General features: G+C 56.9%; 14 protein-coding genes. 8 read left to right on the top strand and 6 right to left on the bottom strand.

What is annotated here, in order from left to right; translation table 11 throughout:
• Nucleotides 1-102: 102 nt before the first annotated feature.
• From Q0775_RS08515 to gpmI, 3 genes are read right to left on the bottom strand one after another with little or no spacing between them, the layout of a single operon-like run.
• Nucleotides 103-1,437, bottom strand: coding sequence for a S41 family peptidase (locus Q0775_RS08515; protein WP_298859244.1), 1,335 nt, complete (start codon nucleotides 1,435-1,437; stop codon nucleotides 103-105).
• A gap of 3 nt (nucleotides 1,438-1,440) precedes the next feature.
• Nucleotides 1,441-2,568: a peptidoglycan DD-metalloendopeptidase family protein gene (locus Q0775_RS08510; RefSeq protein ID WP_298859242.1), complete on the bottom strand. Its 1,128-nt coding sequence runs from the start codon at nucleotides 2,566-2,568 to the stop codon at nucleotides 1,441-1,443.
• Nucleotides 2,565-4,082 carry a 2,3-bisphosphoglycerate-independent phosphoglycerate mutase gene (gpmI, locus tag Q0775_RS08505; protein ID WP_298859240.1) on the bottom strand — a complete coding sequence of 506 codons (1,518 nt, stop codon included), beginning with the start codon at nucleotides 4,080-4,082 and terminating at the stop codon, nucleotides 2,565-2,567. The genes Q0775_RS08510 and gpmI overlap by 4 nt, the downstream gene beginning before the upstream one ends.
• Before the next feature lie 207 nt (nucleotides 4,083-4,289).
• On the opposite strand from gpmI, the gene Q0775_RS08500 reads away from it, so the two are divergent.
• The 4 genes from Q0775_RS08500 to Q0775_RS08485 all read left to right on the top strand — a co-directional run bounded on the left by Q0775_RS08500 (nucleotide 4,290) and on the right by Q0775_RS08485 (nucleotide 8,623).
• Nucleotides 4,290-4,463 (top strand): zinc-finger domain-containing protein, encoded by a 174-nt coding sequence (locus Q0775_RS08500; RefSeq protein ID WP_298859237.1) that lies wholly within the window; start codon nucleotides 4,290-4,292, stop codon nucleotides 4,461-4,463.
• Nucleotides 4,464-4,551: 88 nt separating this feature from the next.
• Nucleotides 4,552-7,341 carry a DNA polymerase I gene (gene polA / locus Q0775_RS08495; protein ID WP_298859235.1) on the top strand — a complete coding sequence of 930 codons (2,790 nt, stop codon included), beginning with the start codon at nucleotides 4,552-4,554 and terminating at the stop codon, nucleotides 7,339-7,341.
• On the top strand, nucleotides 7,338-7,997 hold the full coding sequence (locus tag Q0775_RS08490; RefSeq protein WP_298859233.1) for a phytanoyl-CoA dioxygenase family protein: 660 nt from the start codon (nucleotides 7,338-7,340) through the stop codon (nucleotides 7,995-7,997). Before polA ends, Q0775_RS08490 begins: the two co-directional genes overlap by 4 nt.
• Nucleotides 7,994-8,623 carry a glutathione S-transferase gene (locus tag Q0775_RS08485; protein WP_298859231.1) on the top strand — a complete coding sequence of 210 codons (630 nt, stop codon included), beginning with the start codon at nucleotides 7,994-7,996 and terminating at the stop codon, nucleotides 8,621-8,623. The genes Q0775_RS08490 and Q0775_RS08485 overlap by 4 nt, the downstream gene beginning before the upstream one ends.
• 7 nt (nucleotides 8,624-8,630) lie before the next feature.
• Here Q0775_RS08485 and Q0775_RS08480 read toward each other — a convergent pair whose 3' ends face one another.
• The 3 genes from Q0775_RS08480 to Q0775_RS08470 are packed head-to-tail and all read right to left on the bottom strand — an operon-like array spanning nucleotide 8,631 to nucleotide 10,534.
• The gene (locus Q0775_RS08480; RefSeq protein ID WP_298859229.1) at nucleotides 8,631-9,386 is read right to left on the bottom strand and encodes a TIM barrel protein; all 756 of its coding nucleotides are present in this window, start codon (nucleotides 9,384-9,386) and stop codon (nucleotides 8,631-8,633) included.
• Nucleotides 9,383-9,940: a hypothetical protein gene (locus Q0775_RS08475; protein ID WP_298859227.1), complete on the bottom strand. Its 558-nt coding sequence runs from the start codon at nucleotides 9,938-9,940 to the stop codon at nucleotides 9,383-9,385. Before Q0775_RS08475 ends, Q0775_RS08480 begins: the two co-directional genes overlap by 4 nt.
• A 9-nt stretch (nucleotides 9,941-9,949) precedes the next feature.
• Nucleotides 9,950-10,534 (bottom strand): DUF1285 domain-containing protein, encoded by a 585-nt coding sequence (locus tag Q0775_RS08470; RefSeq protein WP_298859225.1) that lies wholly within the window; start codon nucleotides 10,532-10,534, stop codon nucleotides 9,950-9,952.
• Between the two features lie 70 nt (nucleotides 10,535-10,604).
• Between Q0775_RS08470 and Q0775_RS08465 the strand changes: the two genes are divergently transcribed.
• Genes Q0775_RS08465 through Q0775_RS08450 form a run of 4 tightly spaced genes read left to right on the top strand, consistent with a single transcriptional unit; the run spans nucleotide 10,605 to nucleotide 17,309 of the window.
• The gene (locus Q0775_RS08465; RefSeq protein ID WP_298859223.1) at nucleotides 10,605-11,630 is read left to right on the top strand and encodes a MoxR family ATPase; all 1,026 of its coding nucleotides are present in this window, start codon (nucleotides 10,605-10,607) and stop codon (nucleotides 11,628-11,630) included.
• Nucleotides 11,627-12,508 (top strand): DUF58 domain-containing protein, encoded by an 882-nt coding sequence (locus tag Q0775_RS08460; RefSeq protein WP_298859221.1) that lies wholly within the window; start codon nucleotides 11,627-11,629, stop codon nucleotides 12,506-12,508. The genes Q0775_RS08465 and Q0775_RS08460 overlap by 4 nt, the downstream gene beginning before the upstream one ends.
• Nucleotides 12,505-15,270, top strand: a complete 2,766-nt coding sequence (locus Q0775_RS08455; protein ID WP_298859219.1) for a DUF4159 domain-containing protein — start codon at nucleotides 12,505-12,507, stop codon at nucleotides 15,268-15,270. The genes Q0775_RS08460 and Q0775_RS08455 overlap by 4 nt, the downstream gene beginning before the upstream one ends.
• Entirely contained in the window at nucleotides 15,267-17,309 is a 2,043-nt protein-coding gene (locus Q0775_RS08450) for a hypothetical protein (protein WP_298859218.1), read from the top strand. Before Q0775_RS08455 ends, Q0775_RS08450 begins: the two co-directional genes overlap by 4 nt.
• Nucleotides 17,310-17,311: the final 2 nt, after the last annotated feature.

Raw genomic sequence — 17,311 nt, 5'->3', positions numbered from 1 at the left:
GCCTACACCGCGCAGACCTCAGTCCCTTCCGGTTATAATTGGAAACGACAAAAAAGGGACGCCCTGATAAGGGCGTCCCCAATCTTTCTCATATAACTTGGGTCAGTCCTTTGGACCCAGTGCAGACAACCCTTTGAGGATGTCGATGGCATAGGCCAGCTGGTAATCCTCGATGCGCAAGTCTGCTGCTTTCTCGGCCTTTTCGCGGTCGGCCTCGATCTGCTTAATCTCGTCTTCGCTCAGGCTGTCGTTGTTCAGGCTGCCGCGCAAGTCAGCTTCGGAGCGCGAGCGGCGGACTGTTGTCTCTTCCTCTTCGCTCTCTGTTGCGCGGGGTGGCTGTGCCACGATGATGTCAGGCGACACGCCCAGTGACTGGATCGAACGGCCCGATGGCGTATAATACCGCGCCGTTGTCAGGCGCATCGCGCCCTCGGAGCGCAGCGGCATAACCGTCTGAACCGATCCTTTGCCAAAGCTCTTGGTCCCGATAACAATCGCACGGCGGTGATCCTGCAATGCACCCGCAACAATTTCGGAAGCGGAAGCAGAGCCGCCGTTAATAAGAACAACAATCGGTTTACCCTCGGCCAAATCGCCCATCTTGGCGTTAAAACGATCACCGTCAGAGGCTTCGCGCCCACGCGTGCTCACGATTTCACCTTCGTTGAGGAAAGCATCGGAAACTTTGATCGCTTGGGTCAGCAGACCACCAGGGTTGTTGCGCAGATCGATCACAAAGCCGTTGATGTTGTCGATGCCGCCAGCGGCCTCGACTTTCTCAGCGAGTTGCTCTGCCATTTTGGGGTAGGTCTGATCGTTAAATGTGCTTAGGCGCAGCACAACGCTGTCGCCTTCGGTGCGGGAGCGAACAACAGTCAGCTCGATCGTGTCGCGGGTGATAGTAACGTCAAATGGCTCACCTTCACCTTCACGTACAACCGTGATCACAATGTCGGACCCAACTGGTCCGCGCATCAAATCAACAGCTTCGTCCAGCACCAGACCCAACAGGCTTTCACCATCCACATGGGTAATAAAATCGCCAGCCTCAATGCCCGCCTCATCCGCAGGAGTGCCGTCGATGGGCGAGACAACTTTTACAAAGCCGTCTTCTTGTGTGACTTCGATACCAAGACCGCCAAACTCTCCGCGCGTCTGCTCACGCATTTTTATGGCATCTTTTGGCGATAAATAGCTGGAGTGCGGATCAAGGGACGTGAGCATCCCGTCAATCGCTGCTTCGATCAGTTCACCCGAATCAACTTCCTCGACATATTGTGCTCTGATCCGCTCAAAGATATCACCAAAGAGATCAAGCTGCTCATAGACATTCTCTGTCTTGGCTGCTTCTTGCGCCAGCAGAGGTGCTGCGATCTGGGTCGTGGCAATAACACCAAGGACCGTACCACCTGCGGCGGCCATCAAAAACTTTTTCATCTACTATCCATCCTTGTCAGTCCTGAACCAAGATGCGGGATCTTGGGGAACATTATCCTGTCTTACTTCTACATAGAGCGTTTCTGAGCGCGCAGCACCAGTCTCATCACCATCAGTTGATAATTCACCGCCTGCTTCGGCTCCACCCATAAGCCCGATTGGCGTACCAGCGGCAATAACCTGTCCTATTTCACCATATACCGTTTCCAACCCCGCAAGCACAAACAAAGTGTCTGCACGTGGCTCAAGGATCATCACATTCCCGAAATCCATGAGGGGCCCTTGGTACCGTATGGTAGCGGCTGTTGGCGATGTGACAATGGCACGCGGTCGCGTGGCAAGTAAGACACCAGGGCGTCGCACTCCTGCGGCGTCCGCCTCATTCATACTGCGCAGCACAATACTTTGAACTGGAAGGGGTAGCGCACCGATCTGCCCTTCAATACTTACAGGCACCTCAACGCTCAGGTCTTCCCCCGTCACGATCTGCGACAGACCAGAAGCGAACCCGCCCAGCGTCTCGGTCGAAGCGATGAGAATCGCAGTTGAAACAGGATCCTCGGTGAACCGTTTTGGCAAATCGGTCCGCTCTGCCATCGCCTGATTGAGTGTAGTACGGGCATTCTGGACTGCTGTGAGGCTGGAACGCAGACGCGCTTCAGCGTTTGTTTGAAGGCTCCGCAGCGTTTGCACATCTTCCAGATCGCGGCGCAACTGCTCCGCCCGCTGGTTGAGGGCGGGCGTCAACTCGGCCAGTAAAAGGCCCGCTCGCGCTGTGCCCGTTGGCCCATCAGGATGTAAGAATGCGGTGGGGCTGTCGGTACCGATGCTTTGCAATACTGCAAGTAGCTGCCCCACCTCACCATCTCGCGCATCCAGCCGCGCAGAAAGCTGAGCCTCACGGATCGCGGCCTGTCTGAGGCCTGTGCGCATAGCGGCAAGGCCTGTCTCAAAGGCCTGGATAGTCTGCGTGAGAGCCTGCACACGATCACGCGCGCCACCTGCCTCCTCAAGTTGGACAGCGGCCTCCTCAAGCATGGTAACAGCAGCGCGCGCCTGTGCTGCGGCATCCCCCTGAGCCGCAGCAGGGCCAACTAAGGCCAGAACAAAAAGCGCTGCGCGAAGTATCATGTGAGCAAACTCTCCCCTGTCATCTCAGCCGGTTGGTCCAGCCCCATGAGCGCCAGAACTGTCGGCGCCAAATCGGCCAGACGGCCAGTACGCAAGCCAGCGCCCTCAGGGGCACCAACAACTACGACAGGCACAGGATTGAGCGTATGAGCAGTATGCGGACCACCCGTTTCGGGATCGATCATCATTTCGCAATTCCCGTGATCCGCAGTCACGATCATCGCACCGCCTACTTTTTCAAGCGCATCGAGGGCGCGGCCAAGGCCCGCATCAACCGCCTCGCAGGCAGCAATTGCAGCGTCGAGATCACCTGTGTGCCCAACCATATCGGGATTGGCATAATTCACGACGATCAGATCGTACTGCGCTTCGATGGCTTTCACGAACTGCTCCGTCACTTGGGCAGAGGACATTTCAGGCTGCAAATCATAAGTTGCGACGTTGGGCGACAGCGGCATGAACCTGTCCTCCCCTTTCTCGGGCTCCTCCGCTCCACCATTGAGGAAGAAGGTCACATGAGGATATTTCTCTGTCTCGGCCAGCCGGAACTGGCGCAGCCCTTTGGCCGCGACCCATGCGCCCAACGTGTTGATGATCTCAGGCTTCGGATACATCGTTGTCATATAGATGCTGTGCGCACTGGAGTACTCAGCCATGCCCATAACGGCGGCCCAGTCGGTTCGCGGCCCGCGGTCAAAGCTGTCAAATTCTGGCGCACTAAGTGCAGACATGATTTCGCGTGCGCGGTCAGCGCGAAAGTTCAGACAAAACAGTCCGTCACCATCCTGTGCGCCCGAATATTCGCCAATCACACAAGGCTTGATAAACTCGTCTGTTATGCCATCCGCATATGCGCCTTCTACGGCTTCTTTCGCACTTGTGACTTTCACGCCCTCACCCTTTGCAATCGCACCATGCGCCAGCGCCACGCGGTTCCAACGATTGTCGCGGTCCATAGCAAAATACCGACCTGTCAAGGTCGCAATTTTCGCAGTTTCGGGCAGTGATGCTTCCAGATGCGCAAGATCAGCCAGCGCCGACTGCGGTGCGACATCGCGCCCATCAGTGAGGGCATGGATCACAACCGGAACACCCGCATCGGTGATCGCCCGAACTGCCGCAATCATATGCGAGACGTGTCCATGCACTCCCCCGTCAGAGACCAACCCCATGAGGTGCGCAACGCCACCCGTTGCCTTGATCGCGGCAATGAAGTCACGCATCGGTCCATGTGTGGCAAAGCTGCCCTGCTCAATCGCCAAATCAATCTGACCCAAATCCATCGCAACCACACGGCCTGCACCAATGTTAGTATGGCCCACTTCGGAATTACCCATTTGCCCTTTCGGCAACCCCACGTCAGGCCCGAATGTTGTGAGCGTGGCCGAAGGGCAGCTATCCAATATGCGGTCCATGTTGGGCGTTTTCGCCAAATACGGTGCGTTACCTTCCGGACCCGTGCCAATGCCCCAGCCATCAAGAATGCATAAGACGACAGGTTTGGGTACTGACATGTGGACTACGTGCTCCGGTCGGGACAAAAGGAAGTATTGCCGCCTTGTAGCCATCCCAAGTCGGTACGTGAACCACTTTATCACTTGGCTCTCTGATATCGGTCAGGTTATGCCGACAGGTGCTCTGTGCGTCCCGCCCCCTTGCCCGCACCGCTTGCATTAGCCATAACAGGTCAAACAAATTCCCACATGCTCGAAGGCCATGACATGACAGCAAACGCACCAGAGACCCGCATCGTTACGACAAACCGCATCGCATGCGATGGCGGTGCAGGTGGGCACCCCCGCGTCTGGCTGCAAATCCCTGCCGATAAGGGCTTTGTCGAGTGCGGCTACTGCGATTGCAAATATATTCTCAAGGGTTTCGAGGACAAAGTCTGAACCACTTGTCGCAATCCGTGCTTCCCCTCTGGTGAGCACGCCGTTGCCGTGGCAAAAGGATGCTCACCATATTTAGGGAGCACGGCACATGGCATTTGGCAAAGGTCACCACCTTCATCTGATCGACGGTTCCGCGTTTATCTTTCGCGCCTATCACGCGCTGCCCCCACTCACGCGAAAATCTGACGGGCTGCCCATCGGGGCGGTGTCAGGCTTTTGCAACATGCTGCAACGCTATGTCGAGGGGAACGCGGGCGGGGACGTGACCCACGTTGCTGTGATCTTTGACAAAGGCAGCCATACGTTCCGCAACGACATGTACGACCAATACAAGGCCAACCGCGAGGCCATGCCAGAAGAGCTTCGCCCGCAGATCCCTCTTACCCGCGAAGCAACAATTGCCTTCAACATCGCCTGTGAAGAGAAAGAAGGCTATGAGGCCGACGACATTATCGCGACTCTCGCCGTTCAGGCCCGTGAGGCGGGCGGGCGCTGTACCATCATCAGCTCTGACAAAGACATGATGCAGCTGGTCGGCGGCGGCGTCGAGATGTTTGACGCTATGAAGAACAACACCATCGATCGCGAGGGTGTGCATGCCAAGTTCGGTGTCTATCCCGAACGGGTAGTAGATGTTCAGGCATTAGCAGGCGACAGCGTCGACAATGTCCCCGGTGCGCCGGGAATCGGCATCAAAACAGCCGCCCTCCTGATCAACGAATACGGCGATCTGGACGCCCTGCTCGAGCGTGCCTCCGAGATCAAACAGCCCAAGCGCCGCCAGACGCTCATCGACAACGCAGATCAAATCCGACTGTCGCGACGGCTGGTACAGCTGGACGAAAAGATGGAGTTGGATTTCACCCTCGATGATCTCGAAGTCCGTGACCCGGACCCTGACAAGCTGCTCAAGTTCCTGACAGAAATGGAATTCCGCACATTGACTAAGCGGATCGCAGATGCGCTCAAGGTTGAAGCGCCTGCGATCCCGACACCACCGCCCAGCGCGGACGCGCCCGAAATCGAAGTTATCCCCTTTGAAAAAGCCACCTATACGCAGGTAGGCGATGCCGAAACCCTGCAAAAGTGGATCGACCGTATCTATGCCCGCGGCTATGTTGCTGTGGATACCGAGACGACGGGTCTTGATGAAATGGTTGCCGATCTGGTTGGGATATCGCTTTGTGTGGACGCGGGTGAGGCATGTTACGTTCCGCTTATCCATAAAGCCAACCGCGCTGATGATCTGTTTGGTTCTGATGATCTGGCCGAGGGTCAGATGAAGACCGAAGAAGTGCTACAAATGCTGACACCCATGCTGGAGGATCCTGCAATCCTCAAGATCGGGCAAAACATGAAATATGACGCCAAGATTTTTGCTCAACTTGGCATTACCGTCGCGCCTTTTGACGACACGATGCTGATGTCTTACGCGATGAATGCAGGCCTACACGGCCACGGCATGGACACACTGTCAGAACGCTATCTGGGCCACACACCCCTGCCCATCAAACCCTTGCTAGGATCAGGAAAGTCCGCCGTCACATTCGACAAAGTGCCGTTGGAAGATGCTGTGCCGTATGCTGCCGAAGATGCCGACATCACTCTGCGCTTGTGGCAAATGTTCAAGCCCATGTTGCACCGCGCTCAAACCACACGCGTCTACGAGACACTTGAGCGCCCATTGGTGCCTGTGCTGGCCCAGATGGAGCGGCATGGAGTCAAAGTGGATCGCGATACACTGAGCCGCATGTCAAATGCCTTCTCTCAAAAAATGGCAGGACTGGAAGATGAAATCTATGCGCTTGCCGGGCGTAAGTTCAATGTGGGCTCTCCCAAACAGCTTGGTGAAATCCTGTTCGATGAAATGGCGTTAGAAGGCGGCAAGAAGGGTAAGACGGGCGCCTATGCCACTGGCGTAGACGTGCTCGAGGACCTCGCGACAGAGCATGAACTGCCTGCCCGCGTGCTTGACTGGCGTCAAATCAGCAAGCTCAAGTCAACCTATACAGATGCATTACAAACCCACATCAATCCCGACACAGGGCGTGTGCACACCTCCTATTCAATCACCGGTGCCTCAACAGGGCGTCTGTCCTCAACCGATCCCAACCTTCAAAACATCCCTATCCGGACCGAGGAAGGTCGGCGCATCCGCGAGGCTTTTGTGGCTGGAGAGGGTAAGGCGCTGGTCGCTCTGGACTACTCCCAGATTGAATTGCGCCTGCTGGCACATATCGCCGACCTGCCCGCGCTGAAACAAGCATTTTCTGACGGGTTGGATATTCACGCCATGACCGCCTCAGAGATGTTCAATGTGCCGATGGAAGAGATGACCCCCGACATTCGCCGTCAGGCCAAAGCGATCAATTTTGGTGTCATCTATGGCATCTCCGGCTTCGGTCTTGCGCGTAACTTGCGCATTCCTCGCGCCGAAGCACAGGGGTTCATCGATCGCTACTTTGAGCGCTTCCCCGGTATTCGCAAGTATATGGACGACACCAAGGCGTTTGCGAAAGAGCACGGTTATGTCCAGACTTTGTTTGGGCGCAAGATCAACACGCCCGAGATTACCTCCAAGGGGCCACGCGCAGGATTTGCCGCACGCGCCGCGATCAACGCGCCGATCCAAGGCACCGCCGCCGATGTGATCCGCCGCGCGATGATCCGCATGCCTGCCGCGATCGAAGGCATGCCCGCAAAGATGCTGCTCCAAGTGCACGACGAACTCTTGTTCGAAGTCGAAAAAGGTGCGGAAGATGATCTGATCAAGGTAGCCCGTGATATTATGGAGAACGCCTCCGATCCTGTGGTGAAGCTGGATGTGAAACTCAGCGTTGATGCTGGCACGGGGGCGAACTGGGCCGAAGCACATTGAGCGATTTTGAGACGACAGTCAGGGTCTGGCTGCGCGGTGTGATTGACGGCGCCACGCTGGACCAGTTGGACCACATGCGCAGCGCAGGAGGCGCAGGTGTTCGCCTGGGTAATACCGCTGGCCTTGCATCGCTTCTTGGTCAAAGTGGGGCTATTGCTTCGGCGCTCTCTCCTATGCTTGTCGATTGTTTTCCGACGCGCGTTGTGGCCTTTGACAAATCCCCTACGGCAAATTGGGGCGTGCCTTGGCATCAGGACCGCACAATAGCCGTGGAGGAAAAGGTCGATATGGAAGGCTACACTAATTGGTCGAACAAGGCTGGATTGCACCATTGTGAGCCCCCGCAGATGATCCTTGATCATATGCTTTTCGTGCGTTTGCATTTGGACGATGACAGTATGGAAAGTGGCCCGATGCAGATCGCTCTAGGGTCGCATCGCTGCGGCTTGGTTCGGTCCGAGGATGCACAAACCCGCGCCAGCGCTCATGAGGTCGAGACATGTATCGGCAAACGCGGCGATATCCTTGTCCTCAAAATGCTCACGTTGCACCGGTCCTCGGATGCGACACAGGCGACGTCGCGGCGGGTGTTGCGTGTGGATTATGTCAATGCACCCCTGCCACAACCGTTACGATGGCATCGGCTGGACGCATGACACCAATCTTGTATTCCTTCCGCCGCTGTCCTTATGCGATGCGCGCACGCCTTGCGATTCAATCGGCACAAATTTGCGTCGAGCTGCGCGAGGTAGTCTTGCGCGACAAGCCTCAAGCGTTTCTGGATGTGTCACCTTCGGCAACTGTACCCTGCCTCGTCCACGCAAGCGGAGTGATCGACGAGAGCCTCGACATTATGCAATGGGCGCTGGCGCAGAATGACCCACTTGGATGGCTCAACATGCCTAAGCACGGATTTGAGTGGATCGTCCGTAACGATGGCCCCTTTAAACATGCGCTGGACCGCACAAAATACGCCAGCCGCTATCCCGATGAGGATGCAAGCGCGCACTGCTTGGACGCATGTGCCTTTCTCGCCGATCTTGATGCGCAACTCGGGCTATGGATGTTTGACCACCCCACACTGGCAGATTTCGCAATCGCACCCTTTGTGCGCCAGTTCGCATTCATCGACAAAGCATGGTTTGATACCCAGCCATGGCCAGACCTACACCGATGGTTGGACCAGTGTTTGACTGCACCGGAATTCGCTATGTCCATGCAGAAATTTCCACAGTGGCATGTGGGTGACGCGCCCTTCCTCTTTCCCCAAGACGGCGACTGAACTAGACTTAGAGCATCTTCATCCAGCCAAATGTGTCCTTTGTCGAAGGGCCGGGCGTATACTCGCCGCTTACCCAGCCATCGTATCCAAAATCTCGCATTTCTGCGAATAGGGCGGGAAAATCGACATCACCACTTCCCGGCGCACCACGTGTCGGCGTATCCCCAATCTGCACATGGGCAATCAGATCACGGTACTTCCGGAACACCTCTACCGCGTCGCCATGGATCATCTGCGCGTGGTAGCTGTCAAATTGCAGTCGTAGGTTCGGGGCGTCCACTGCCGCGATAATCTCGGCGGCCAAAGCATAATCATTAAGATAATAATCGGGCTGGGCCTGCGGGCAAAGCGGCTCTAACGTGAGCATTAAGCCGTTGTGTGCAGATCGTGTCGCTGCTTTGAGGTTGGAAATCATCGTGGCCTTTGCCGCAAGTCCAGAGCCCTCGCCAGACATCACATGGAGCATTGGCACACTCAACGCTTGGGCATAGCGCCCTGCACGCCGCATGTCGTGGGCAAAGCGATCTTCGCGCCCGACCACCGCAGCGAATCCGCGTTCACCGCCCGTATAGTTGGGCGGCGGTGCATTTATCAAAACCAACTGCAACCCACCGCGCATCAGAGCACGTTGCGTCTCTTTCGCGGGAACATCATAGGGGAACAATACTTCGACACCGGTAAAGCCAGCCTCCGATGCCGCATCAAAGCGGTCAAGGTAGGGTAATTCCGGCCACAGATGGCTGAGATTAGCAGCCGCTTTCACTGTTTCGCTCCAGCTTGGACAAGCATACCGATCAACTCGGGATTTTCAAAAGCAGCGGCATAGTCGAGGACTGACTGGCCTTTAGCATCACGGGCACTCGGATCCGCACCTGCTTCAAGGTAAGCTGGCAGGAAGTTGAAGGCATCAGGCTCTGTCAGGCTCACCATGATCGGTGTGCGCCCCCAGACATCGCGCAAATTAATGTCACCGCCCGCAGCGACGATTGTTGGTATAAATTCGGGGGTGATAATAAAATGTAACAAGGCATGACCCTGATCATTCTGCGCATTTACGTCCGCACCAAATCGCTGCAACAACGCCAATTTCTCGTCAAACTCGATTTCGTCCAGCATATGAATGGCGGTAAAGTCATACTGGTCACGCGCTTTTGCCAACGCGGGCTCTCGCTCTAATGCTTGCGCAACCTCGGACGCAGAACCGATGGCGACAAGGTCAAAAAACACCTTCAGATTCATGTTTTGCGCGGCAACCGACGTACCTGATAGGCCCAAGCTAGCGAAAACCGTTACTATAATTTGGCCGATGCTGTTCAAAAGACGCTCCTAGGATTCGGCGGGTAATTCGTCGGATGGAATGATGCCAAAAAACATACCTCCCGACCAGACACCGAACCAGCCCTCGTGATGGAAACCCAGATCGACCAAACGGTAGAAACTTTTGCGGTCAATCAGCGCCTCAAGGTTGCGACGAACACGGACATAGGGGGATGGTTCGCCAGTATCAGGGTCGCGCACGAATCGAAGGGGCGTATCGGGTCCTGCGACGCTGATGTCCTCAAGATTGGTGGTAAAAGTGAGACGCTGCGCTTCTGCCTCACCTGATGCTTCAAAGTCGACAGCAACAAATGGAGCATCTTGTACGCGGATGCCCACCTTTTCCACAGGGGTCACAAGGAAATAGTCGTCCCCCTCCCGAATAAGAATCGATGCAAACAGTTTGACCAAACCGGGTCGACCGATGGGCGTCCCTTCATAGAACCAAGTGCCATCACGACGGATTTCCATGTCGATGTCACCGCAAAATGGCGGGTTCCACGTCTCTACCGGCGGCAAACCGCGCGTTTTTGTCGCTTTTATCGACGCAGCAAGCCCTTCCGCCGATGGAGTAACAGTTTTTTGTCCGCTCATAACTTTTGCCATTCCCTCTAATCGAGATACACTTACATGGTAACGATATAACCTGCACAGCGGAGAAGTCATGACCCAAGCGGACACACAAGCCACAGAAGACATGGTCGAACAGATCGAAACCTTGGGCGAAAAGCTGGGCGAGGCACGTAAATCCATCACTGCACGCTTCATCGGACAAGAGCGGGTCGTCGAGCTTACGCTGACTGCGCTGCTGTGCGGCGGGCATGGTTTGCTTGTTGGATTACCTGGTCTGGGCAAGACCCGATTGGTCGAAACACTCAGCACAGTAATGGGTTTGGACGGCAAGCGGGTTCAATTTACTCCTGATCTGATGCCGGCGGATATTCTTGGCTCTGAAGTGTTGGACACAGACGACAAGGGCGCCCGCAGTTTTCGGTTTATCGAAGGGCCGGTATTTTGCCAGCTTCTGATGGCCGACGAAATCAACCGCGCCTCACCGCGCACGCAGTCCGCGCTATTGCAAGCGATGCAGGAAAAAACTGTGACCGTTGCGGGGCAGAATCGCCCGTTAGGGAACCCCTTCCACGTTCTGGCCACACAAAACCCTATTGAACAGGAAGGGACATATCCGCTCCCCGAGGCGCAGCTTGACCGTTTCCTTGTGCAAATCGACATCGAATATCCCGATCGCGCGACAGAGCGTGATATTCTAATCGCGACTACGGGTGAGGCCGAAGGTCAATCCGTCGAAGTTTTCACTTCTGGTGAGTTGCTCGCGGCACAACAGCTTTTGCGCCGCATGCCTGTCGGTGACTCGGTGGTCGAGATGATCCTTGATCTCGTCCGCGCATTCCGCCCTGACGAAGAAGGCGTGAGCGCACGTGTGAAAGAAACCGTAGCATGGGGTCCTGGCCCACGTGCGGCCCAAGCCTTAATGCTCGCTGTCCGGGCGCGTGCATTGTTGCAAGGTCGCTTGGCCCCTTCTGCTGAGGATGTGATCGACATGGCACGACCTGTTTTGACGCACCGCATGGCGCTCAACTTTGCGGCGCGTGCACGCGGTGACAGCCTGACTGCGCTGATCGACGAGACTGCGTCCGCACTTGCCTCACCAAAAGCTGCCGTTGCATGAGCAATCCCCTCACCCTGCGTGCCACGTCGGAGACTGAAGCGGCTGCCTTTCCAGCGCTTCTGGCGCGGGCGGAACATTTGGCAGGCGCTGTCCTTCTGGGCGCACATGGTCGCAGACGCGCAGGTGCAGGGGATGATTTCTGGCAATACCGCCCCGCGCAAGTTGGTGACAGCAGGCGATCTATTGATTACCGCCGCTCGGCAATGGGCGATACGGAATTTGTGCGTGAGCGCGAGTGGCAAATTGCACAATCCGTAATGCTTTGGGTGGATCAGGGCGCTTCAATGCGTTTTTCCTCCAATGATTCGCTACCGCAAAAGATCGAGCGTGCGCGAGTTCTTGCACTGGCCCTTGCCATCCTGCTCAACCGCGGTGGAGAACGTGTCGGCCTAACTGGAACCGAGCTACCGCCGCGTGCAGGACGACCGCAAATTATGGCATTGGCTGAATTGATGTGTCGGGATGATCAGGCGGACTATGCCCCACCAGAACACCGCGCCATGATCCCGCACGCACGGGCTGTTTTTATCTCTGACTTTATGGGTGACATTGATGGTGTCCGGACTGCACTGACAAAAGCGGCAGATCGCGGTGTGCGCGGTGTACTGTGCCATGTTCTCGATCCTTCCGAGGAAGCATTTCCGTTCACCGGCAGGACCATTTTTCAATCGATGGGTGGCACAATGAGCCACGAAACTCTCAAGGCGAACGACCTGCGTGACCGCTACCTTGCGCGGCTAGCGGAGCGAAAGGCCGAGCTTCAATCGCTTTGTGCGCTGACGGGATGGCGCTATGGCGTCCACCACACGAACAGCGCGGCGCAGGCAGGGTTGCTATGGCTTTATGGCGCACTTGATGCGCGGGGTGTTGCGGCATGATGGTTCTGGGCGGCATCGGGTTTACCGCGCCTTGGCTCTTACTTGCCCTTGGCGCGCTACCAATTTTGTGGCTGCTGTTACGCGCCGTGCCGCCCGCTCCGATCAAGCAGCGCTTTCCTGGTGTGGCGCTGCTTCTTGGCCTAAAGGATGACGAGACGGTGTCGGACCGCACACCTTGGTGGCTGCTATTGCTCCGCATGTTGGCCATCGCCGCGATCATTATCGGCTTGGCTGGTCCCGTGCTGAATCCGGAAGCGGAACAAGCCGAAGGCGACGGTCCGATCCTCTTTGTCCTTGATGGATCATGGGCAGGTGCGACCCGCTGGTCCCAGCAGCAAGAGGCGATTGAGGCTCAGTTGACCCGCGCCAGCCGCATCGGCCGTACCGTTGGCTTCCTGACGCTTACCCGACCTGCGGAACCGGTTTTCCTGTCCGCCGATGTCTGGCGCAGCCGCCTCCCAGGATTTGCGCCTGCGCCGTGGCAACCCAACCCGAATATGCTGGACCGTGCTAGTGTTGCTATCGCCGATGTCGGCGATTTTGATACACTTTGGTTCAGCGATACGCTCGGCTATGAGGGGCGCGATGCGTTGCTCGACACACTACAACAACGAGGTACAGTTGAAGCCTATGAGACAGGGACCAACGTTCTCGCCCTCCTTCCTGCAACTTATGAAGACGGTGCGGTACAATTGCGTATTCTTCGCGCTACGGCAGGAGCAGAACGTGAAGTCGTAATCCAAGCGCAGGGTCGTGATCCAGCAGGCAACGGGCGTATCCTTGCCTCCGCGACTGCGACCTTCGAACAGGGTGCAACCGAGGCGCAAACTGCTCTCGTCCTGCCATCCGAGCTTCGTGCGCGCATTACCCGCTTTGACATTGCAGGACAGCGTTCGGCAGGGGCCAGCACGATAAGCGACGACGGGCTACGTCGTCGCGAGGTCGCCCTTATCTCCGCCCGCGAGAACCGCGAAGGCTTGGAGCTTTTGTCGCCACTACATTATATTGAGCAGGCCTTGAACCCTACGGCCGACCTCCTGAATGGTTCGCTTGGTGATGTGCTGCCTGCTAACCCCGATGTGATTGTTTTGGCCGATATCGCAACGCTGTCAGAGGCCGAGGCTACGCCCTTAACCGAGTGGGTTGAGAGTGGAGGTATGCTGGTTCGTTTTGCAGGGCCACGTATCGCGGCCAGTGATATTTCCCGTGTCGACGAGGATCCGCTTATGCCTGTGCGCCTGCGCGCTGGCGGGCGAAGCGTGGGTGGGGCAATGAGCTGGGGGGAGCCAAAAGCGCTCTCGCCTTTCTCGAACGGCTCTCCCTTCTTTGGTCTGAATATACCCGAGGATGTCACAGTGAGTGCACAGGTCATGGCGCAACCCGATCCAACATTGGCAGAGCGTGTGATCGCGTCCCTGACCGACGGCACACCACTGGTCACGCGAAAAAATGTAGGCCAAGGGCAGATTGTCCTGTTTCACGTCACTGCCACAGCCGAGTGGTCTACGTTGCCTTTGTCAGGATTGTTTGTCGAAATGATGGAGCGGCTGGCAATTTCTTCTTCTGCTGCGAGTACATCACTTACCGCGCTTGAGGGCACAACATGGATACCGCGCCGTGTGCTCGACGGGTTTGGAACGCTATCGGACGCAGGCACATTACCGGGTGTGGACGGCCCGATGTTGATCGAAGCACCTACAGGGCCGATGTTGCCTCCCGGTCTTTATGCCTCCGGCGATCGTACATTGGCGCGCAATGTTCTCACTGCCGACAGCACCCTCACGCGCAGCATTTGGCCATTAGACGTTCCCGTTCGCGGCCTCGCAGTTGCACCTGAACAGCCTGTGGCGGGATGGCTTTTGAGCCTCGCAATTCTTCTGCTGTTGGCTGACGTCGTTGTATCGCTCTCTTTGTCTGGCAGGCTGTTGAGCCGCAGCAATGCTGCTGCAACTATTTTTGGGGCATTGATGTTGTTTGGTATGCCTGCAGATGCGCAGACTGCCGAGGAAGAATTCGCACTGTCAGCCACGTCGGAACTGACCTTGGCCCATATCATTACAGGTGATGCCCAAGTCGATGAAGTAGCCCTTGCAGGACTAACAGGGCTTAGCGACACATTATTCTTTCGCACGTCGGTAGAGCCGTCTTCCCCACTCGGTGTGAACATAGAATCAGACGAATTAGCCTTCTTTCCAATACTCTATTGGCCCATCACTTCGCGCCAGCCAACCCCCTCGACTGAGGCCTATGCAAAGCTCAACAAATACCTGCGCTCGGGCGGGATGATCCTGTTTGACACACGCGATGCCGACACAGCCAGCTTTGGTGCCTCCAGCCCGAATGGTCGCAAGCTTCAAGAGCTGGCTGCACCCCTTGATATTCCTGCGTTAGAGCCGCTTCCCAGTGATCATGTCATCACGCGTACCTTCTATCTGCTTCAAGACTTTCCAGGACGGCATAACAGTCGCGATGTCTGGGTCGAAGCCGCTGATCCCAATGCCGAACAGATTGAAGGCATGCCATTCCGTGACCTGAACGATGGCGTAACGCCTGTTGTGATCGGCGGGAATGACTGGGCCGCCGCTTGGGCGGTCACCGCAAGCGGTGCGCCGCTGCTGCCCGTCGGGCGCGGGTTCAGTGGTGAGCGACAGCGCGAGATCGCCTACCGCTTTGGCATCAATCTGGTGATGCATGTACTGACGGGTAACTATAAATCAGATCAGGTCCATGTGCCTGCGCTTTTGGATCGGTTGGGCCAATGACAACTACAATTGTATTTGATCCTCTGATCCCATGGGCGATGCTGGTGATGGTTGCCGTAATCGCAGGGCTGGGCATCTTGCTCGCCCTTGTGCGCGGCCTGCACGGTTGGCCGCTGCGAGCCTTGGCGGGGCTGGTCGTTCTGGTCGCGCTCTCTGGTCCGTCATTCCAACAAGAAGACCGCGCACCGCTCAGCGATATTGTCCTGATGCTGGAAGACGAAAGCGCTAGTCAGCGCCTCTCGGACCGTGCCACGCAAACCTCTACTGCCGCTGACACTCTTGCCGCGCAGATAGAGGCACGCCCCAATACAGAATTGCGCCGCATTACCATACCCGATGGTCAAGGAGACGCCGGAACCGAATTGATGACAGCGCTGACCGAAGCATTGGCCGAGGAGCCACGTGCGCGGGTTGCGGGAATTGTCGCGGTGACGGACGGGCGCGTGCACGACACTGATCTGCCAATTGATCTGCCCGCCCCATTTCACGTGCTGCTCAGCGGTAAAGAGGCGGACTGGGACCGCCGCCTGAGTGTTATTGGCGCCCCAGCTTTTGCCATTATCGGCGAGCCTGTTGTACTCACTCTGCGCATCGACGATCTTGGAGCCGCTCCTGCAGGTGAGCTATTCGCCGAGCTTGATATCTCCATCGATGGAGAGGATGCACAACGCTTCAGCGTTCCTATCGGTCAAGACTTGGAGCTGCCCGTCACCCTGCCCCACGGCGGACGCAATGTGATCCGCTTTTCCGTTCCGGAGGCCGAGGGAGAGTTGACCGACCGCAACAACGCCGCGGTGATCCAGATGAACGGCGTGCGCGACCGTCTGCGCGTCCTGTTGGTAAGCGGTGAACCCCATGCAGGCGGCCGCACATGGCGTAACCTGCTCAAATCCGACAGCTCGGTCGATCTTGTACACTTTACAATCCTGCGCCCACCGGAAAAGCAGGACGGTGTGCCCGTGTCAGAGCTGTCGCTCATCGCGTTTCCGACCCGCGAATTGTTCATGGAAAAGATTGATGATTTCGATCTCATCATCTTTGACCGCTATAAACGGCGCGGCATCCTGCCTTCGCTCTACCTTGAAAATATCGCCCAGTACGTTCGAGCCGGTGGCGCAGTCCTGGTTTCTGCAGGCCCTGACTTTGCCAGTGCGGACAGCTTGTTTCGCTCCCCTTTGGGCGCGGTGCTGCCTGCCACGCCAACCGCCCGTGTAATTGAGGAACCGTACATGCCACTGGTATCCGACCTTGGTAACCGCCATCCCGTTACAGCTGATCTGCCACAAAACGGGGAGTGGGGCCGCTGGCTGCGCCAGATCGATATCACGGCAACTTCGGGAAACACCGTCATGACAGGAGTTGAGGACCGCCCTCTTCTGATCCTTGATCGCGTGGACGAGGGGCGTGTGGCCCTACTTGCGTCTGATCATGCGTGGCTTTGGAATCGCGGCTATGAGGGGGGTGGGCCACAGCTCGAACTCCTCCGCCGTTTGGCCCATTGGATGATGGGAGAGCCCGAACTGGAAGAAGAAGCGCTGACTGCCAATGCGATTGGCCAAACGATGCAGATAGAGCGACGAACATTGAATAAGGAAGTACCGCCGCTCACGATCACTGGACCTGATGGAACGGTCACTGAGTTGGAGCTTTTGCCATCTGCACCCGGTCGGTTTGAAGCCACGTTCACGGGCCCCGAGATTGGCCTCTATCGCCTCGAGAACGGCGATCAGCTGAGCGTGATCGGCCTTGGACCCGCTGCCCCGCGCGAGTTTGTGGAAACCATCGCGGATGCCGCTGTGTTAGAGCCTGTTATCACCGCCCTGCGCGGCGGTGTCGTCCGCATTGAAGATGGACTGCCAAGTGTGCGCAACGTCCGCACAGGTCGTCCAGCTGCGGGGCGCGGCTGGATCGGGCTCACACCCCGTGCGGCCTATGAAACTCGCGATGTACGCCAGACACCAATTTTGCCTGCATGGCTGGTCTTGTTGCTCAGTGCAGGACTCATCACTGCTGCATGGCTTCGTGAAGGGCGCCGTTAGGG

The sequence above is a fragment of the uncultured Sulfitobacter sp. genome, assembly GCF_947499945.1.
Taxonomy (GTDB): domain Bacteria; phylum Pseudomonadota; class Alphaproteobacteria; order Rhodobacterales; family Rhodobacteraceae; genus Sulfitobacter.
This window is presented reverse-complemented; position numbering and strand designations above follow the sequence as displayed.